Source organism: Brucella anthropi ATCC 49188 (genome assembly GCF_000017405.1).
In the GTDB taxonomy this organism is placed as follows: domain Bacteria; phylum Pseudomonadota; class Alphaproteobacteria; order Rhizobiales; family Rhizobiaceae; genus Brucella; species Brucella anthropi.
In genome coordinates this window covers 829,036-849,039 of sequence record NC_009668.1, presented here as the reverse complement: position 1 = coordinate 849,039, position 20,004 = coordinate 829,036, and the positions used below count along the sequence as shown (strand labels likewise).

Here is a 20,004-nt window from a genome sequence, read left to right as displayed (position 1 = left end):
ACAGTTGAATGATCAGCCGCAGCAGCTGTGCTTGGAAGCCTGTGCTTCATACTCATCGTGCCGTTTGACGAAATGCATCGTGCCATTTTCATTCCGGCCCTTGGGGGCGCGGTCGAGGATCATCAAAGTGCCTATCCACTCCTCGATGCCTCGGGCATAGCTGGAATAGGTGTGATAGATGGCACCGCTTTCGTCCTTGTAGAAAGCGCTCATGCCGGGCAGCTCATCAAAAGCATCTTCTGCAGGCAGCTTGTCGAAATTGTAGAAAACGCGGTTATTCTCGAGCTCATCCTTCGTAAAGGAGACGTGGTAATCGAAGTTGAAATCACTACCTTCTGACGAAACCCATGGAAAATGCCAGCCCATCCGCTTCTTATAAGCTTCCAGCTTTGCCAGAGGCCCGCGCGAAACGGCAACTAGCGTGACGTCGTGATTGTTGAGATGTGTCACGGCGCCATCAAGATTGTCAGCAAGGAACGAACATCCCGTGCAACCTTGATCCCAGTCGGGTCCGAACATGAAATGGTAGACCAGCAACTGGCTACGCCCGTCGAACAGTTCGGAAAGCGACTTCCGACCAGAAGGCGTATCGAATGCATAATCCTTATCAACCATCACCCATGGCAGTGCCTGCCGCTCACGATTGACCTTGTCGCGCAGATGGGTGGCTTCTTTTTCACTTGCCAGAAGCGCACGTCGCGCCTCAAGCCAAACTTCTCGGGATACGACCTCATTCATGGTGCAAGCCCTCCTCCGGCTTTTGCTCCCTGTCTGTGCCCAGATATCAATGTTCCCGCTTGACGATTTACATTGATATCAATATTAATAAATCATGTCAAATAGCCTCGATGTACCCTTTGAAACAACACTTCTGGTTCGTGATACCTGCCTTTGCTTGCATGTTCAGCGTGCCGCACGTGCGCTCGCCCGCCGCTTTGACGACGCTCTGCGTCCAGTTGGGCTGACCAACGGCCAATTCTCGCTGATGATGTCGCTCAATCGCCCGGCACCGCCGCCAATGAAGCCGGTCGCTGAGCTTCTGGCCATGGATCAGACGACTTTGACTGCAGCGTTGAAGCCATTGCAGCGGCAAGGTTGGGTGGAGATCGTTATCAACCCAAAGGACCGGCGCGAGCGTTTATTGCAACTCACGCCAGAGGGAAAAGCAGCTCTTGCTGCAGCGGTACCGATATGGAAGGCCACACATGCGGATATCGAGAAGCAGCTCATAAGCGGCAACGGTGATGACGTCCGCCGCGACTTGCTGGTTCTGTCGTCAGTCTAATGGGTGAAGGGGCGCTTTTCGCGCCCCTGCCCGACAACTTATTTGTTTTTCTTCTTTGGCTTGAATTCCTTGTCGTAAACCTCTTCCGCCATACGCCGCAGCGAACGTCCGATAGCAGCATATTCATACTCATTGAGGTTCGCCAGCGAGATACGCCCTGCAGGCTGCAAAGTACCGAAGCCAGTGCCCGGAAGCATAACAATGCCGGTTTCATCTGCGATACGGAAAAGCAATTCTGTTGGAGAGATATTCTTCTTCACCCAGGCCGCAAAATCATCGCCGTAGAGGCGGCGAACGATATCTTCCAGATCGAGCAGCGTATAATAATCGACTTCATTCTCGTCGGACTGTGGTTCCAGCCCAAGCTCGCGGTAAAGCGCCGCTTCACGGTGACGGATCAACTTCTTGAGTTCGGCCTTGTAGGAATCCTTTTCGTCCATCAGACCGAAAAGCGAGAACAGAACCATCTGCACTTGCTGCGGCGTTGATAGCCCTGCTGTGTGGTTAAGCGCGACAGTGCGGCTGTCGGCAACAAGCCTGTCAATAAACTTCAGTTTTGAGACATCCGGCGTTAGTGAGGAATAGCGCTCATTCATTTCCTTCTTCGCCGATGACGGAAGGTTCTTGAGCTTTTCATCCAGAAGATTGTCCTTCTGCATGGCGACAACACCAAGACGCCAGCCGGTTGCTCCGAAGTATTTGGAAAAAGAATAGACGAGCATTGTATTGTAAGGACAGATCGCAAAGAGCGACTTAAAGTTATCTGCAAAAGTACCGTAGACGTCATCCGTCAAGATCATGAGATCGGGACGCTTTTCCTTGACGATCCGCGCGATTTGCTCAAGGCCGCGTTGATCCATCTTGACCGACGGCGGGTTGCTCGGATTGATCAGGAAGAAGACCTTGACCGACTTGTCGAGCAGCTTGTTCAGCTCCGCTTCCGGATATTGCCAGCCCTGGTGCGGGTCGGCATTGATGTGCACTTCTTTCAACCTATAATTGTTCAGTTCCGGTATTTCGATGTAGGGCGTGAAAGCTGGCATACCGATGGCGACTGTATCGCCTTCATCAAGTATCTTGTTCTGTTTCAGCGTATCGAAAATATAGGTCATGGCAGCAGTTCCGCCTTCGACCGCAAATATATCGAGTTTATCGGAACTCATGTAACCGCCGATCATCTCGCGCACGAGATAATGCTTCACGATCTCTTCGCTGATCTTCAGCATGCGCGGCGGAACCGGATAGTTACACCCAAGAATGCCTTCTACCATTTCATGCAGATATTCTGATGGGGAAAGGCCCAGCTGATCACGCACATAAGACAGTGCACGCCCGAGAAACTTCACCCCGGGCTGGTCGCCATTGTCAGAGAGAAATCTCTGGAAACGCCCTTCAATTCCCTCGACTTTCGGCAAACCGCCCACGCTTGTCGACATATAGGAATAGGAAAGTTCGGCTTCTGCGACTGCAAAAAGCCCCAGCCGCAGAAAGGCACGACGCGGTAAGGTGGCAAGAAAGTTCGGATTGCCGCGCCCGGCGTTCAGCATGGTCAGATCAGCTTTGCTTGAAGCCAGCTGGATCAGTGCATCCTTGAGTTCGAACGGGCTTAGCTTTGCATATTTGCTATAATCAGTCTTCGCCATGATCTACTCCTCAGGAGAAAGCGACCACCAACGGCCCGAGCAATGTCAAAAAGACATTGGCAAGCGCATAGGTGATTGCGAACGGGGTGGTAGGAATGGAATTGCCTGCCTTGTCGAGCACTTCGCCAAAGGCAGGATTTGCGCTGCGCGACCCGGAAAGAGCGCCAGCAAATATAGCCACATTGTCATATTTCAGCACGTAACGGCCAAAGAACATCGTGATGATCAGCGGCAGAATGGTTACGACCACACCGATCAGGAAAATGGTGAGACCGCTGCTGATAATTGTCTGCACGGCCTGCAGACCTGACTGGAGGCCGACAACTGCAACAAAGCCAGCGAGGCCCAAATCGCGCAGCAATGTGGAAGCGCCGGTCGGCATATTGCCGATGGTCATGTTCCGGCTGCGATACCAGCCGAAGAGCAGACCTGACAGAAGCGCGCCGCCGCCGCTGCCGAGTGTCAGCGGTATCGAACCAATACGCACGACAGCCAGACCAATCAGAAGACCGAAAGCGATACCGAGGCCATGGAACACGAAATCGGTCTTATCGCTTGGAACGATCACCGGACCGATAGACTTCGCCGCACGCTGCAAATCCTGATCGGTTCCGTAGAGTGAAACGACATCGCCAGCACTGATGACCGTATCAGGTTGCAGCGGCAAAGGCTTGTCGGCCCGTTTGACGCCGATAACATAGACGCCGTGGCGCAGTTCAGAGCTTATATTCTCCTTGATCGCAGCAACGGTCTTGCCGACATAATCCGGTGAAGTGATCGTCACGTCACGGATTTGCACGACGACATCCATGCCTTCAGAAGATTGCAATTCGGTGCCGATCTTGTTGCCAGAAGCGACAACGCCTGAGCGCCTGCCGGCCACAAGAACGATGTCGTCCCTTTCCAGATGAAGATTGGGTGCGAGGCCGATGATCTTGCCAGCACGTTTGACCCGTTCAATGGTTATGGCGTCTTCAACAGAGGTCATCGCCTCAATCTGGGCCACGATCTTTCCTGATGCCTGTTCCACCTTATAGATGCGCCCCACAAGATCAGGAGCTGCTTCGCTTTCGCCCTGCCCCAAGACCCTTATGCCAGCCAACAATTCGGCTTCCGCCTTGATGGCATCGTCGCGGATAGTGCGTCCCATGAATTTCGGCAGCAGATTGACGCAGACAATGATCGCTCCGAAGGAACCGAAAATATAGGTCACAGCATATCCAACAGCGACATTGGCCTGCAATCGCTGCACTTCGTCGGCTGCCAGACCAAGCTTGGAAATGGCCGAACTTGCCGTTCCGATGATTGCAGATTGCGTCAGCCCACCTGCTGCGATACCCGCCGCAAGACCTTTGTCCAAACCAAATATGCGCGCCATGATGACGACGGTCGCGAGACCGCTGATCGCGAGCACCGCGGCCATTGCGATCTCACGCAAGGATTGCCGCCCGAGTGATCGAAAGAATTGCGGACCACTTTCGAAACCGACTGCGTAAATAAAAAGGGCGAAGAGCAGAGCCTTCACCCCATTATCGATCTGAACGCCCACCTGGCTGATTATCACCGCGACAAGCAGTGACCCGGCAACCCCTCCTAACTGGAACTTGCCGAAGTGTATCTTGCCGATCGCATACCCGCCGGCCAGGGAAAGGAACAAAGCAATTTCGGGTGCCTGCTGAAATATTGCCTGAAGCCAATGCATCCGTCCCTCCAAGCTCCGATAACAACCTAGGGTTAGCTAGAGCGGAAACACCAAAGACAAGAGGCCGCAAACGCAAAATGTTAAAAGAAATGACAGCAAAAACAAGATCGCTCAAAAAGTTGAAAGTGCTTTCTGGAATTGTTCTATTCTGGAACGGAGACAATCTCCTTACACCGTTGTGTGATGAAAACTTAAAATAGATCAATATCGGGGTAAGATGTCTGGAAAAAACAGGACACAGACATAAAATATGTCTGACGACGATCCTCCTCTTGCAACAGGGTGATTGACGAGCATTTTAAGGATGAAAGCAGGCTGAAGTAATGAGTGAAAAGCGAGCCCCCCATCTCGTTGTCGTAGGCGCCGGTTTTGGCGGATTGCAACTGATCCACGACCTTAGAAACGTCGACGTGCGAATAACGCTGATCGATCAGCGTAATCATCACCTGTTCCAGCCGCTTCTCTATCAGGTGGCAACAACTATCCTCGCCACGTCCGAAATTGCCTGGCCGATCCGGCATCTGTTCAAAGATCGCAAGGAAGTGACCACGCTATTGGGCACAGTCACCGATGTTGACACCGAGCACCGTCAGGTGCTGCTCGAAAACGGCACCGAAATTTCGTACGACATGCTCGTACTCGCCACTGGAGCACGACACGCCTATTTCGGCAACGATCAATGGGAAGCGTTGGCCCCCGGACTGAAGGCGCTTGAGGACGCAACCACCATTCGCCGTCGCCTGCTTCTCGCCTTTGAGCGTGCAGAACGTGAAAGCGATGAAGCAAAGCGGCAAGCATTGTTGACATTTGCCATCGTGGGTGGCGGGCCGACGGGCGTTGAACTAGCAGGCATTATCGCTGAGTTGGCCAAGCAAACCATATGGCCGGAGTTTCGCAATATAGACACGCGGCAGACACGCGTGATGCTGCTTGAAGCCGGTCCGCGCATTCTGGCGGCGTTTCCAGAAGACCTGTCCAGTTATGCGTTGAAAGCGCTCGAAAAACTGGGGGTGGAAGTACGGCTCGGAATTCCAGTCAAAGACATCACAGCCGAGGGCGTGACTGTCGGCGAAGAGTTCATTCCATGCCGGACGGCAATCTGGGCAGCAGGCGTGGCTGCCTCTCCAGCTGCAACGTGGCTCAACGCCGAGAGTGACCGAGCAGGGCGCGTGAAGGTGTTATCCAACCTCAATGTACCTGGCCATGAGGATATCTTCGTCATTGGTGATACGGCGTGGGTCGAGGGACCGGACGGCAAGCCGGTTCCGGGTATTGCCCCTGCCGCCAAGCAACAAGGTGCCTATGTTGCCAAGGTCATCAAAAGCCGCATTGAAGGTAAGACCCCACCGATGCCATTCCGTTACAAGCATCAGGGCAATCTTGCGACCATCGGCAGAGGCGCCGCTGTGGTTGATATGGGGCGCTTCAAGCTCAAGGGACTCATCGCCTGGTGGTTCTGGGGCATTGCGCACATCTTCTTCCTTATTGGAACGCGAAGCCGTGCCGCCGTCGCCTGGAGCTGGCTCTGGACTTACATCTCCGGCCAGCATAGCGCCCGGTTGATAACGCAAGGCAAACCTGTAGAGCGCTAGATGGAAGATGGCCCGCCAGAAGCGGGCCGTTTCTCTTACTGTCTGATATGCCGTTATTCGGCAGGTTCCAGCTGCGGAACAAGGTCTGTGACAACAGGCGTTCCGTTCATCGCTGCGGCCAACTTGTCGGTATCGAGTTCATTTTCCCAACGTGCCACGACAATGGTTGCGACCGCGTTGCCAACGAGATTGGTCAGAGCGCGGCATTCTGACATGAAGCGGTCGATACCGAGGATCAGGGCCATACCCGCGACTGGAACGGCTGGAACAACGGACAGCGTAGCCGCAAGCGTGATGAAACCGGCACCCGTAATGCCTGCTGCACCCTTGGAGCTTAACATAGCCACCAGTAGAAGCAGTATCTGATCACTCAGTGACAGTGGAATATCCGTCGCCTGCGCGATGAAGAGCGCTGCCAGCGTCATGTAGATATTTGTGCCGTCGAGGTTGAACGAATAACCCGTCGGAATGACGAGGCCAACGACAGAGCGCTTGCAGCCAGCCTTCTCCATCTTGTCCATCAGCGCAGGAAGTGCGGCTTCAGACGAAGAGGTGCCCAGAACCAGCAGCAGCTCTTCCTTGATGTAGCGAATGAGAGCGAGGATCGAGAAGCCATTGTAACGGGCGACAGCTCCCAGAACGACAAGCACGAACAGCAGGGCCGTGAGATAGAATGTGCCGATCAAAAGCGCGAGATTGGCAATCGAGCCGATGCCGTATTTGCCAATGGTAAATGCCATGGCACCGAAAGCACCGATTGGAGCGGCCTTCATGAGGATCGAAACCAGCTTGAAAACGGGTGCTGTCAGGACGTGAAGAAAATCGGTGACAGGCTTGCCCTTGTCGCCGACAAGAGCCAGCGCAATACCAAACAGAACCGAGAAGAACAGCACTTGCAGAATGTCGCCGTCTGCGAATGCTCCAACAATCGTTGTCGGGATGATGTTGCTCAGAAAGCCGGTGATGGTCTGCTCATGTGCCTTGGCGGCGTAGTTGGCAACGGCCTTCGGATCAAGCGAAGCCGGGTCGATGTGCATCCCGGCGCCCGGCTGCACGACGTTGGCGACGATAAGCCCAATAATCAAGGCAAGCGTCGAGAAGGTCAGGAAGTAGATCATTGCCTTACCGGCAACGCGACCGACCTTTTTCATGTCGGTCATTCCGGCGATGCCGGTCGCAACGGTCAGGAAGATGACAGGCGCGATAATCATCTTCACGAGCTTGATGAACGCATCGCCAAGCGGCTTCAACTGCGTGCCCAGTTCGGGATAAAAATGGCCAAGCAGAATACCGGCAGCAATAGCCACCAGTACCTGTACATAAAGATGCTTGTAAAAGGGGATTGGGCCGCGCGGCGCAGCCGCGGCACCTGTCGGTACTGCAATCATAGTGTCCTCCGTTCGGCTCAGTCCGGAACCTGTCCAGCCTCCCAAGCCTTCAGTCTCGAATTCCAGCGGTCCCAGCCGCTGCTGAACTGATTGATTGCAATGTCCGTGCCAGTTTGGAGATAGATCACTAACGTGTTGTTTTCTTTAAATTTGTGAGTTTTCGCATCGAAGTAAATCTAGAATAAGTGCGATTATCCGCACATTTGGATTTCCTATTTGTGTGAAATATTGCACAATGAGAGCAATGAGTTCGAACCCCTCCCCAGCGGACAGCCGCACCCGACCCACAAACATCAACCGACGGACATGGGCGTTGTTCGGATTGTTTTGGGCTGCGGTTTTCGCGCTTGCATTCTGGGTCGTCGGCGACATGGCACGAGACAAGGCCGTCCTCGCATTAAGCGAGCAGACAAGGATCGATGCCAACCTCAACACTGCATTGTTGCGCGCTGTTCTCGACAAGCAACGTGCTTTGCCTCTGGTGCTGTCAAAGGATAAGGCGCTGGAAGCTGCATTACTGGACAAAACAGCCACAACAATCGATCCCTTGAATGAGAAACTCGAAGCATTGGCGGATGGGACGCAAGCGGCCGTCATTTATCTTGTCGGCATGGACGGCATTGCCATCGCGGCAAGCAACTGGCGCGGACCAACGAGTTTTGTCGGCAACGACTACAAGTTTCGCCCCTATTTTCACAACGCTTTGAAAAACGGGGATGCAGAGTACTTTGCGCTCGGCAATGTCAGCAATCGCCCCGGTCTTTACATATCCCGTCGCATCGATGGCCCAAGCGGTCCCTTGGGGGTGATCGTTGTCAAGCTGGAGTTCGACAGGCTGGAAAGTGACTGGAACAATGCCGGACGACCGACCTTCGTGACGGATGAACGAAATATCGTTCTGATTACAAGCTTGCCGTCCTGGCGTTTCATGACCATTGGCTCGATCGATCAGGAGCAGCTTCAGTCTATCCGCGATAGCCTGCAGTTTGGTGACGCGCCACTTAAACCCTTGCCCCTGTCGATCAAGTCAATCGACGGCGAGGATGTACAGTTGATTGATGCGCTGCTGCCCGGCAATGCGCGCAATACCGACTTTCTCGCGATCCGTTCGATCGTGCCTTCCACTCCCTGGCAGATGTACAGTCTCGCGCCAATTCGCCCGCAGATTCCTTCCGCCATTCGTGAATCCCGGTTGTTCACCTTTATCATCCTTTCAGCCATCGCAACGGTTGCCGGACTTCTTTTACGTCGCAGGCAGAAAATCGCGACACGCATCGCCAATGCACAGCGTACACAGATGGAACTGGAAGAACGCGTGGAAGAGCGCACCCGCGATCTCAGTCTGGCACGCGACAGACTGCAAGCTGAGATCAGCGACCACCGTCGCACCGAAACAATGCTGCAAGGGGTGCAGCAGGACCTCGTGCACGCCAATCGCCTGGCCATCATGGGGCAAGTAGCGGCTGGCGTGGCGCATGAAATCAACCAGCCCGTCGCAACTATTCGCGCCTATGCAGACAACGCAAAAACCTTCATCGAACGGAAACGCCTTTCTGACGCAACCGAAAACCTCAGTGAAATCGCCGCATTAACGGACCGCATAGGTACAATCACGGGCGACCTTAAAGCACTTGCCCGCAAAGGACGCACTCCTTCCGAGCCGACTTCGCTCAGTCAGGTCATTTCGGGTGCGCTGGTACTGTTGCGAAGCAGGTTCTCCGGGCGCATGGATCAGCTCGATATCGCACTACCACCGCCGGAACTGCAAGTTATCGGTCATTCAATCCGGCTGGAACAGGTTTTCATCAACCTGTTCCAGAATGCACTGGAAGCCATTGATTTAAAACAGAATGACGGAAAAATAGAAGTTCGTACTCATGTAGATCGTGACAAGGTCATCATATCGGTTTCCGACAATGGACCGGGTATGCCGCAGCATATTCGCGACAATCTGTTTTCGCCTTTCAACACATCGAAGGAGAAAGGTCTCGGTCTAGGTCTTGTGATCGTCAAGGAGATCGTCACTGACTATGGCGGGGCCATCTCCGCCGAAAGTAATGCCGCAGGCACATCTTTCCGCATCGAACTGAGAAAAGCATGATGGGCAAGTCACCCTCCGTTATTCTTGTCGACGATGACAAGGCGCTCCGCCGCGCCACTCGTCAAACGCTTGAGCTTGCCGGTTTTGAGGTTACTGATTTTCCAAGCGCACTGGATGCGTTGAACAGCGTTACTTTTGAGTATGATGGCGTTGTCGTTACCGATGTCCGCATGCCGCAGATCGACGGTCTCCAATTCTTTGCCCGGATCAAAACCATTGACCCCGATTTGCCAGTAATCCTGATTACTGGCCACGGTGATATTCCGATGGCGGTGCAAGCCATTCAGGACGGTGCCTATGATTTCATCGCTAAGCCGTTTGCAGCCGACAGGCTCGTGCACAGCATCCGTCGTGCATGGGAAAAGCGACAGCTTATCGTTGAAAACCGCGCCTTACGCGAAGCCGCCGAGAATGTGGAGGGCGATCTGCCGTTGATCGGCCAGACACCGGCGATGGAAAATCTGCGCCGTACCTTGCGCGATATAGCCGATACGGATGTTGATGTGCTCGTGGCTGGTGAAACTGGCAGTGGCAAGGAAGTCGTCGCACAGTTGCTGCACAACTGGGGCCATCGTCGCAAAGGCAATTTCGTAGCGCTCAACTGCGGGGCCTTGCCCGAAACGGTGATTGAAAGCGAACTGTTCGGTCACGAGGCAGGTGCTTTCACGGGAGCTCAGAAAAAGCGGCTCGGACGGGTTGAACATGCAAGTGGTGGCACGCTGTTTCTCGATGAAATTGAAAGCATGCCTGCAGCAACGCAAGTGAAACTGCTGCGCGTCCTTGAGATGCGCGAAATCACACCACTCGGCACGAATGAGGTTCGCCCGGTCGATCTGCGGGTTGTGGCTGCAGCAAAGATCGACCTCGGTGACCCCGCCCAGAGAGGCGACTTCCGTGAGGACCTCTATTACCGGCTGAATGTTGTCACGCTTTCCATCCCGCCGCTGAGAGAAAGACGAGACGACATTCCGTTGCTTTTCGCACATTTCCTGACGCGAGCGTCGAAACGATTCAATCGCGATGTGCCCGCTATCGATGCGGCCACACACCGACATCTCATGAACCATAGCTGGCCGGGAAATGTCCGCGAATTGGCACATTTTGCCGACCGCGTAGCGCTTGGCGTTGCGAAACCGGCTCACTTGCTGCAATCGATGGTCGGCAATCAAGAAACACTTCCAAAACGGCTCGAGCGCTACGAAGAAGCGCTCATCCGCGAAACGCTTGCCGCCCATAATGGCAATGTTCAGGAAACGATTGAGGCGCTCGGTATTCCGCGAAAGACCTTTTACGATAAGATGCAGCGTCATGGCATCAATCGCGCGGACTATCGCGCCAACGGCGATTGAAGTTCATCTGCCATCTGTCTGGGAGGACCACGATGACCTTGAAACTCTACCTTCATCCCTTTTCGTCATACTGCCAGAAGGCGATAACCGCCTTCTATGAAAAGGACATAACTTTCGAAGCAAGAATGCTTGATGGTACGGAACCGGTAGCGAGCGAGTTCAACGCCGTTTGGCCCTTCGGTAAATTCCCCGTGCTAACGCATAATGGAAAACTGGTGTTTGAAGCGACCGGTATCATCGAGTATCTCGACGCCACCCATCCCCACACCAGACAACTGATCCCATCGGACCCGCTTGTCAGCGCGGACGTGAGAATGTGGGATCGTTTCTTCGATAATTACATAAACTACCCGCAGCAACGCCTCGTCTATATCGCACTTGGTCGCGAGCATGACGACGGGGGCAACCGCTGGCGAGCAGCCTTCGATACAGCCTATGCGTTTCTGGATCGACATATGGAAGGGCGCAAATGGGTCTCGGGGGATGATTTCAGCCTTGCCGACTGCGCTGCGGCGCCTGCCCTGCTCTACGCAGACTGGACCTATGCCATTCCCGAAAAATTCGCCAATGTGTGGACCTATCGCAAACGTCTGCTTGCACGGCCGAGCTATGCCCGCGCACTCGACGAAGCGCGACCATTCCGTCATCTGTTTCCGTTAGGAACGCCCGAAGAAGGTAGGGACTGACAGCCTATCGCGGCGAAGCGATCAACTGTCCCGTAGAAGTGTGCTGCATGACTTCCATCGGAATGCCATAGATTTCCTCCAGGCGTTCTGGCACCATAATTCCCTTAGGCGTGGATTGTGCGATCAATCTGCCGCTGTGGAGTGCAAACACTTCATCGCAAAAGCGTGCGGCCATATTGACATCATGCAAGACGACGAAGACGCTCAGGTCCTTTTCGTGTGACAGCTTACGCACAAGCGAGAGAACTTCGATCTGGTGCGCGATATCCAGCGCCGAAGTCGGTTCATCAAGCAGAAGGCATTCCGCATCCTGAGCAACCAGCATGGCGAGCCAGACGCGCTGACGCTCACCGCCCGAAAGGGTGTCGACCAATCGGTCCGCGAAGGCTCCGATCCCGGTCAGTTCGATGGCTTCTTCCACCTTCTGACGGTCCGTTGCGCCGAAGCGCCCTAGAGCACCGTGCCAGGGGTAGCGCCCCAAAGCGACAAGTTCCCTGACCAGCATGCCTGCCGCAGGTGCAGTCTGCTGTGGCAGGTAGGCAAGCTTACGCGCAAACTCACGGTCACCCCAATCACCAAGCGCCTTACCCGCAAAGCGTACAGTCCCGCCGGACACTGGCTGCTGCCGAGCCAAAATTTTTAGAAGTGTTGATTTGCCTGAACCATTATGCCCGATAAGCGCTGTCAGGCTTCCCACCGGTATCGACATCGTCAGCGGTTGCAACAGGACGTGCCCGGCGGCTGAAAAGGTGACATTCTCGAGTTCGAACAGAGCGGAGGTCATCATTCTCATTCCTGATTTTGGTCAACTCTAGGGTCAGGACCTAGATATCTGCCCTGCAATAAAGCAGTTCATCGAAGGTTGATAGCAAAATATGAGAAAGATATACATGTTTTGAGAAACACCATCGGGAAGAAGAGTTTGGGCTTCCATCCGCATATGAAAAGTCACATTGAAGACGTCAGCTTACTGGACGATCTCCATTATCGCGTTTGGAATGGCGCAATAGCCGACGTATGGTCGGTCGATTGCGGACCAGGCGCACGCGGAGAATATGTTTCGGAAGCGCCGCGCCTTTTTCTTGTGCTTGAAAGCCGAGGGGAACTGGCAATCCGCCCCGAACAAACCAACCATACGCTGGCGAGTGTTCAACCGCGGCAAAGGCTTTGCTACGTCCCTGCTGGCATGACGATCTGGAGCCGCGTAACACGTCCGGGAAAACTAAAGCATCTCGATCTGCATTTCGATATTGCTGCCCTACAACAACGCTTCGGTCACGTACTGGACAAAAGTAGCATCGAAAAGCCTCGCCTGTTCTTTTCGAACTCGAAGATCGAACAGATTGGTTCCTTGCTGGCCGAAGAATGCATTTCAAAAGCACCGATGCATGACCTTTATGGAGAGGGCCTGCTAACCGCACTTGTAACAGAACTCTTTGAAGCGCAGTTGGAACAAAGGACACTTAACAGCAAGCTTTCACCGCGACAGCTTCGCCGCGTTACTGAATTCATGGAGGATAATTACGCGCGCGTTATCCGCCTTCAAGAACTGGCAACGCTCGCCGGATTGTCCGAATCCTATTTCTGCAGCGCCTTCAAGGCCTCGACAGGTGTTTCACCGCACGCCTGGCAGATGCGGAAGCGCATTGACCAAGCGCAGATGCTGCTTCTGCAACCAAACGTGTCCCTACCCCATATCGCAGCTCTCACGGGCTTCGCCGATCAGGCGCATTTCACCCGTGTTTTCAAGAAACTGACTGGCACTACGCCTGCCGCCTGGGTCAGACAACACCAACAGTAAACCCAGCACGAGCGATATTTGAGGACATTTTACATTAGCCAAAGATCATTCAATTAGGCGAAATAACGAACAATCTTCCAGCAATATCTTGATGTAAATACTCATATTAATTCGCAATGCGTTGCAGCGCTGACGCATTCGCCGCACCTGGCTGTTGTCTTATCGGACGTTGGCAAGTTGGGTCAGATATAGGATTTCTCAAGGGGCTTGCACCGAATGACCACATCGATAAAGCAACACTTCCTGATGCTGCTGGCCGGCAACGCAGCATTTGCGTTTCTGCCGGTTTCGACAACCTATGCGCAAGAGGCTAACAATACGGTTCGCCTTGACACGGTTGTCGTACAGACGGGAAATGGTCGTAGTGATGAGGGTGTTGCGCCGGTAAACGGCTTTGTTCCAACAGCAACGACAACCGGCTCGAAAGACAGCGTTGCCATCGAAAAGATTCCACAATCCGTATCAGTTGTAGGGCGCAAGCAGATGGATGCCATCGGCGCGCAAAAGCTGGACGAAGCATTGCGCTATACGCCAGGTGTGCTCGGACAGCCTTTCGGTGTCGATAACGATACCGACTGGCTCTATATTCGCGGTTTCGAAGCCACCCAATACGGCACCTATCTCGACGGCTTGCAGAACTTCAGCTACGGCTTCGGTGGTTTCCTGATCGATAGCTTTGGCATTGAACGTATCGACGTTCTGCGTGGAGCATCGTCTGCCCTTTACGGCGGGTCCAATCCGGGCGGCATTGTCAACTATATCAGCAAGCGTCCGACCGACGAGCGGCTACGATATCTAGAAACGGGCATCAATAGTTACGGTAACGCCTATCTTGGTTTCGACATCGGCGACAAAGCCAGCGATACGGTCAATTACCGTGTAAACGGCAAGATTCAGGGCGGTGATAATTATACAGACTTCGCCAAGGAATTTCGCGGCGTCATCTCGCCAAGCATTGAATACAAGCCGGACGAAGCGACGAAGCTGATCATTCTCGGCAACTATACCCATCTTGATCTGACCCACGATGGTGGAGGCTTTCTTCCCTACTACGGCACTGTCGTTCCAACCGAGTTCGGCAAGATTTCGCGCAAGCGAAATTTCACCGAGCCCGACATTGATTCCTACGAGCGCGAGCAAGCCTCCATCGGCTATGAATTCGAGCATCAGTTCGACAATGACTGGACTGTACGACAGAACGTTCGCTATGGTTTTTCACATGTGAAAGAACACACCCTTTACGCCTATGGTTATGAAGGTTTCTTGCCGCAGCCGGCACCAGGAAACCCGAACATTGCGCGCATCAATTTCAGGCACGATACGACGGTCAACACCTTCCTTGCCGACAACCAGCTTGAGGGAACAATCGAGACCGATGCTCTGACACACAATCTTCTGTTTGGTGTCGAGTACCGTTATTTCCGGATTGAACAGATGCAGCAGACCGGCGGGGCGACTGTTATCGATGGTTTCAATCCTATATATGGTGAACCACAGGGCCCGATGTTCGACCCTTATATCGATCAAGATCTGCGACGTCACCAGATCGGCATTTACGCACAGGATCGAGTAGAGTTCGGCGACGGCTGGATCGCAACATTCAATGGTCGCTACGACTATGTCAAAACCGACGCGGCAGGATTGCCTAGCTACGAATATAACAAGGGCAAAGCTTCAGGCCGCGCTGGACTGGGCTACGAATTCGACAATGGCATAACGCCTTATGTCAGCGTCGCGACTTTCTTCAATCCGATCATCGAAACGCTGGCAGATGGCAGCTATGCTCAACCGGAGACGGGAACACAGTATGAAGTGGGCGTCAAATACCGTCCGGACTTGTTCGACGGCTTGATCACCGCTTCACTGTTTGATTTGACCAAGGAGAATGCCCTCACTGGCTCCAGCTTCGCGCGTGAGCAGCTTGGCAAGGTCAACTCGCGCGGTTTCGAACTGGAAGTTCAGGCCAATATCACCGATGCTTGGAAAGTGACTGCTTCGGTTACTGCCTACGACCTGAAAATCAAAGAGAATGACAGCAACCCCGATATTATCGGCAATCGTCCTTACCTCTTGCCGGAACAACAGGCCTCCGTCTTTGTCGAGTACAAGGTGCCAGACGGTGCTTTTCAAGGGGTGACGCTCGGCGGCGGTGTACGCTACCTCGGTTCCTCTTATGCTGATGAGGAAAATACACTCAAGGTGCCAGCTGTGGCGCTTGCCGACTTGAAGCTCGGTTACGAAAAAGACAATTGGGGGGTCGACCTCAACGTCACCAATCTGTTCGACAAGAGCTATGTCGCTGGTTGTCAGGGCATTTATGTCTGCGGCTATGGTGAAGGGCGTAAAGCGCTACTCAAGGTCCACACCAAGTGGTGATTTCGAGATTGAATACCAAAGAGTGCCACGGTTGTGGCACTCTTTGAGGTCGTCTACAGAGTTTGCATGAATTCATGCAAGACGACAGCTTGATTATGCTCTTCGTCTTTCGCGCCATATAAGAGCGTTAGTCGCCCACCTCTTGCCTTTGCGGTCGCGATCAAATCCTTCAGTGCTGGCTTGTTACCTTCCAACTCTTCGCGATATTTTATCTGAAAATCATTCCATTTCGCCGGATCATGGCAGAACCATTTGCGAAGATTGGCGGTCGGGGCAATATCTTTGGCCCAAAGATCTATATCCGCCTTCTCCTTCGTCATACCGCGCGGCCAAACACGATCCACGAGTACACGGTAGCCATCGTTCGGTGAAGGAGCTTCATAAATACGCTTCAAGCCAATCGTCGTCATAGGAATGGTTCCTCAATGCCTCACCAACACATATGGCGAATGGAACGGCTTCGACAAGGCCACATTCCTGTTCTGGCGGACAAAGAGAAAAGCCGTGGCTGTCAGACATTGAATATCCGACAGCCACGGCTTTTACTGGCTCAAGCAAAGACGGTCGCAACTGCCTTTTTCGTCGCGGCAACAACCTTGTCTGCTTCTTCACGCGTCAGGCAGAGTGGTGGAGCAAATCCGAGAATATCGCCTTCAGGCATAGCGCGAGCGATAACGCCGTTGGCAAGAAGTGCCGTTGAAACCTGTGCGCCAATCTTCAGCGAAGGATCGAAGAATTTGCGGTCATCGCGATCTTCCATGAATTCGATTGCCGCCATCAGGCCTTCGCCGCGAATTTCGCCGACATGCTTGTGATCGCCAAGAGCATCCTGCAGTGCCTTGCGGAAATAGGCACCTGTGGAGCCTGCATTTTCAACCAGTTTCAACTCGTCGATGAGCTTGAGATTGGCTACACCTGCTGCAGCGCAGATCGGATGGGCGGAATAGGTCCAGCCATGGCCAATTGGACCCATCTGATCGGAGCCCTGAACCAGCACCTGCCACATGCGATCCGATACAATTGAACCCGAGAGCGGCGCATAGGCCGAGGTCAGGCCCTTGGCGATGGTAATCAGATCCGGCTTCATGCCGTAATGGTCGGAACCAAACATGCTGCCGAGACGGCCGAAGCCGGTAACGACCTCATCGGCAACGAGCAGAATATCGTAGCGATCAAGAACGGCCTGAATCTTCTGCCAATAGCCAGCAGGTGGCGGAACGATACCACCGGTGCCCAAAACAGGTTCACCAATGAAGGCAGCAATCGTATCCGGACCTTCTGCAAGGATCATTTCTTCGAGCTTGTCAGCACAATGTTGCGAGAACTGTTCTTCACTCATCGAGCGGTCTGCGCGACGGAAATAATAAGGGGATTCCGTATGCAGGATAGGCGCGCGCGGCAGATCGAATGCATTATGGAAGGTTGCAAGACCCGTCATACTTCCCGTCATCACGCCTGAACCATGATATCCGCGCCAACGAGAAATGATCTTCTTCTTTTCAGGGCGGCCAAGAATATTGTTGTAATACCAGATCAGCTTGATGTTGGTTTCGTTGGCATCCGAACCGGACAGACCAAAATAGACGCGGCTCATATGGTCCGGTGCACGGTCGATGATCATCTTGGCAAGCGTGATGGACACTTCGGTGCCATGGCCGACATAGGCATGATAATAGGCAAGCTTGCGCGCCTGTTCTGCAATCGCATCCGCAATTTCGGTGCGACCATAACCAACATTGACACAATAAAGACCCGCGAACGCATCAAGGCTCTTCCGGCCATTCGCGTCGGCAATGTACACGCCCTCGCCGCCTTCCAGCACGCGCGTTGGCGTTTCACCACGGGCATGCATACCCATATGCGTGGACGGATGAAAGAAGTGATCCCGGTCCCAAGCGGTCAGTTCATTGCTATTATTCAACATGGTTATGTTCCTTTCCTGTCGCCACGCTTTCACGCGGCGGTATCGATGCAGAGATATTTGAGTTCGGTGAAGGCTTCGATGCCTTGATGGGAGCCTTCGCGGCCAAGCCCGGATTGCTTCCAGCCGCCAAAGGGGATCGGTGCGCCAGTAATTTTCGCGCGGTTGATGGCTACCATTCCATATTCGAGTGCGCGCCCCATGCGGAGCTGCCGCGCACCGTTCGTCGTTACGACATAAGCAACTAGACCATATTGTGTGGCATTGGCGCGGGCTATGACCTCGTGTTCATCGCCAAAAACCGTGACAGCGGCCACCGGCCCGAATGTCTCTTCGTGCATAATCGCCGCATCGTCAGGCACATCGACCAGCAATGTCGGTTCAAAGAAAAGCGAGTTCTCTCTCAGCCGGTTGCCGCCGACGAGTATCTTACTGTCTCGCTTTTCAGCGTCCCGCACGTGCTCTTCGACCTTGTCCACCGCCCGGCTGTGCATCAGAGGCCCAATCTCCGCCGTCGGATCAAGACCGTTGCCAACCTTCAGCGCCGCAATGCGCGCTGCAAAAGCCTTTGTGAACGCTTTCAGAATGCCGCGCTGAACAAAGATACGGTTTGCGGCAAGGCAATCCTGACCAGAGGTCGCAAATTTGGCGGCCATAGCAACATCGACCGCCCGCTCGATATCGGCATCATCGAAGATGATTAAAGGTGCATGTCCACCAAGCTCCATGACAAGCCGTTTCATCGTGTTCGCACATTTGGTGGCAATCAGCCTGCCGATTTCCGTTGAACCGGTGAAGCTCAGCGCCCGTACACGCTCGTCGCGGCACAATACATCGACGATAGGCGCGGCTTTGCCCGTCACCACATTGAATATGCCCGCAGGCATTCCCGCACGTTCGGCCAGTTCGGCGAGGGCGAGTGCAGAAAGCGGTGTTTCTGAAGACGGATGCACGACGACCGGGCAACCGGCGGCAATCGCTGCAGCCGCCTTGCGTGTGATCATGGCATGCGGAAAATTCCATGGAGTAACAAGTGCTACGACACCCAACGCCTCACGGCGCACGAGCATCTCGGCATTGGGGAGATGGCTCGCTATGGTTTCGCCGTTAAGACGCTTGGCCTCTTCTGCAAACCATTCGATGAAAGATGCGCTATAGTCGATTTCGCCGCGCGATTCCGCCAGCGGCTTGCCCTGCTCCAGCGTCATCAGCAATGCGAGATCTTCGCGATTTGCCGTGACCAGCTCGAACCAACGCCGCAAGACCGCGGATCGTTCCTGGGGCAGCTTATCACGCCAGGCCGAAAACGCCTTTACTGCCGCATCTATCGCAAGCGTTGTTTGGGCTTCGCTCAGACTTGCAACGCGTGCCAGCCGTCGCCCGGTTGCCGGGTCGACAACGGCAAAAGTTTCAGCCTTCTCTCCCGCAACCCAGCGCCCATCGATATAGCCAAGTTCGCGAAAAAGGTGTTTGTCCCGAAGCCTGTTAAGCCCGTCATGTTGTATCGGATGATCCAGAACGGCGTTCATTGTGCTTCTCCCAATTCTGGAAGAAACATCTCATAGGCTGGGCCATTATTCGGACCAAAGGCATAACGAAGAACAGCAGGATTGGACTAAACTTCAGCGATCAAACAGATCGTTTGGACTATTCTACCTCGTCGGCGAGGATCGACAAGGGTGTTCCAGTCCGCTCGTCTTTGACAAGCTTCGTCACGATGTATGTGAAATAGCGTTCGATTCCGATATTCTGATCCAACAGGCGGTCAATCAGACGCTGATAGCTATCTATATCGCGGGCCATGATCATCAGAAAATAATCTATGCCTCCACCGACCGACCAGCACGAGACAATTTCGGGAATGACAGCAATTGCGCGCTCAAAGCGGTCAAAATCGCTCTGGCGGTGATTACCGAGCGTGATCTGAACCATGACATGCGCAATGGGGGCGATTTTGCGATAGGCAATGCGCGCGTGATAACCCGTGACAACGCCCGCCTCCTCCAGCTTGCGCAGTCGCAGCCAGCACGGTGTTGGTGACAAACCCACCTGCTCTGCGAGCGCGAGCTTGGTGATCCGCGCGTTCTGCTGCACCGCTTCCAGAATGCGAAGATCAACAGCATCAAGCTTGAGGGCGGATTTCATTATAACGGTCCAATG

16 protein-coding genes are annotated in these 20,004 nt (G+C 53.9%); 7 read left to right on the top strand and 9 right to left on the bottom strand.

The features are described 5' to 3' along the window. Positions 1-12 precede the first annotated feature (12 nt). Positions 13-738 carry a DUF899 domain-containing protein gene (locus OANT_RS18025; protein ID WP_012092904.1) on the bottom strand — a complete coding sequence of 242 codons (726 nt, stop codon included), beginning with the start codon at positions 736-738 and terminating at the stop codon, positions 13-15. Between the two features lie 94 nt (positions 739-832). Between OANT_RS18025 and OANT_RS18020 the strand changes: the two genes are divergently transcribed. Beyond that, positions 833-1,285 carry a MarR family winged helix-turn-helix transcriptional regulator gene (locus OANT_RS18020; RefSeq protein ID WP_012092903.1) on the top strand — a complete coding sequence of 151 codons (453 nt, stop codon included), beginning with the start codon at positions 833-835 and terminating at the stop codon, positions 1,283-1,285. 38 nt (positions 1,286-1,323) lie between these two features. On the opposite strand, the gene OANT_RS18015 is transcribed toward OANT_RS18020, so the two are convergent. Both OANT_RS18015 and aspT read right to left on the bottom strand, forming a co-directional pair. Further along, positions 1,324-2,928 (bottom strand): bifunctional aspartate transaminase/aspartate 4-decarboxylase, encoded by a 1,605-nt coding sequence (locus tag OANT_RS18015; protein WP_012092902.1) that lies wholly within the window; start codon positions 2,926-2,928, stop codon positions 1,324-1,326. Between the two features lie 10 nt (positions 2,929-2,938). Continuing rightward, positions 2,939-4,630, bottom strand: coding sequence for an aspartate-alanine antiporter (gene aspT / locus OANT_RS18010; protein ID WP_012092901.1), 1,692 nt, complete (start codon positions 4,628-4,630; stop codon positions 2,939-2,941). A 323-nt stretch (positions 4,631-4,953) separates the two neighbouring features. Between aspT and OANT_RS18005 the strand changes: the two genes are divergently transcribed. Further along, positions 4,954-6,222 carry an NAD(P)/FAD-dependent oxidoreductase gene (locus OANT_RS18005; RefSeq protein ID WP_010658680.1) on the top strand — a complete coding sequence of 423 codons (1,269 nt, stop codon included), beginning with the start codon at positions 4,954-4,956 and terminating at the stop codon, positions 6,220-6,222. Between the two features lie 53 nt (positions 6,223-6,275). On the opposite strand, the gene OANT_RS18000 is transcribed toward OANT_RS18005, so the two are convergent. Beyond that, a complete protein-coding gene (locus tag OANT_RS18000; protein ID WP_012092900.1) occupies positions 6,276-7,610 on the bottom strand; it encodes a dicarboxylate/amino acid:cation symporter in 1,335 nt (444 codons plus the stop codon). Between the two features lie 235 nt (positions 7,611-7,845). On the opposite strand from OANT_RS18000, the gene OANT_RS17995 reads away from it, so the two are divergent. The 3 genes from OANT_RS17995 to OANT_RS17985 are packed head-to-tail and all read left to right on the top strand — an operon-like array spanning position 7,846 to position 11,746. Then, entirely contained in the window at positions 7,846-9,711 is a 1,866-nt protein-coding gene (locus OANT_RS17995; RefSeq protein ID WP_012092899.1) for an ATP-binding protein, read from the top strand. After that, a complete protein-coding gene (locus OANT_RS17990) occupies positions 9,708-11,060 on the top strand; it encodes a sigma-54-dependent transcriptional regulator (protein WP_012092898.1) in 1,353 nt (450 codons plus the stop codon). The genes OANT_RS17995 and OANT_RS17990 overlap by 4 nt, the downstream gene beginning before the upstream one ends. Positions 11,061-11,092: 32 nt before the next feature. Beyond that, positions 11,093-11,746 (top strand): glutathione S-transferase family protein, encoded by a 654-nt coding sequence (locus OANT_RS17985; RefSeq protein ID WP_012092897.1) that lies wholly within the window; start codon positions 11,093-11,095, stop codon positions 11,744-11,746. A 4-nt stretch (positions 11,747-11,750) separates the two neighbouring features. Here OANT_RS17985 and OANT_RS17980 read toward each other — a convergent pair whose 3' ends face one another. Further along, entirely contained in the window at positions 11,751-12,530 is a 780-nt protein-coding gene (locus tag OANT_RS17980) for an ATP-binding cassette domain-containing protein (protein ID WP_040128704.1), read from the bottom strand. 156 nt (positions 12,531-12,686) lie between these two features. Between OANT_RS17980 and OANT_RS17975 the strand changes: the two genes are divergently transcribed. Both OANT_RS17975 and OANT_RS17970 read left to right on the top strand, forming a co-directional pair. Continuing rightward, positions 12,687-13,547, top strand: coding sequence for a helix-turn-helix domain-containing protein (locus OANT_RS17975; protein WP_226622719.1), 861 nt, complete (start codon positions 12,687-12,689; stop codon positions 13,545-13,547). Positions 13,548-13,763: 216 nt separating this feature from the next. Further along, positions 13,764-15,923 (top strand): TonB-dependent siderophore receptor, encoded by a 2,160-nt coding sequence (locus OANT_RS17970; RefSeq protein WP_012092894.1) that lies wholly within the window; start codon positions 13,764-13,766, stop codon positions 15,921-15,923. A gap of 53 nt (positions 15,924-15,976) precedes the next feature. Here OANT_RS17970 and OANT_RS17965 read toward each other — a convergent pair whose 3' ends face one another. The 4 genes from OANT_RS17965 to OANT_RS17950 form a co-directional block, all read right to left on the bottom strand. Continuing rightward, positions 15,977-16,333, bottom strand: coding sequence for a DUF488 domain-containing protein (locus OANT_RS17965; protein WP_010658672.1), 357 nt, complete (start codon positions 16,331-16,333; stop codon positions 15,977-15,979). A 140-nt stretch (positions 16,334-16,473) separates the two neighbouring features. Then, the gene (locus OANT_RS17960) at positions 16,474-17,847 is read right to left on the bottom strand and encodes an aspartate aminotransferase family protein (RefSeq protein WP_012092893.1); all 1,374 of its coding nucleotides are present in this window, start codon (positions 17,845-17,847) and stop codon (positions 16,474-16,476) included. 29 nt (positions 17,848-17,876) lie between these two features. Next, positions 17,877-19,373: an NAD-dependent succinate-semialdehyde dehydrogenase gene (locus OANT_RS17955; RefSeq protein ID WP_012092892.1), complete on the bottom strand. Its 1,497-nt coding sequence runs from the start codon at positions 19,371-19,373 to the stop codon at positions 17,877-17,879. A 118-nt stretch (positions 19,374-19,491) separates the two neighbouring features. Next, on the bottom strand, positions 19,492-19,989 hold the full coding sequence (locus tag OANT_RS17950; protein ID WP_012092891.1) for an Lrp/AsnC family transcriptional regulator: 498 nt from the start codon (positions 19,987-19,989) through the stop codon (positions 19,492-19,494). Positions 19,990-20,004: the final 15 nt, after the last annotated feature.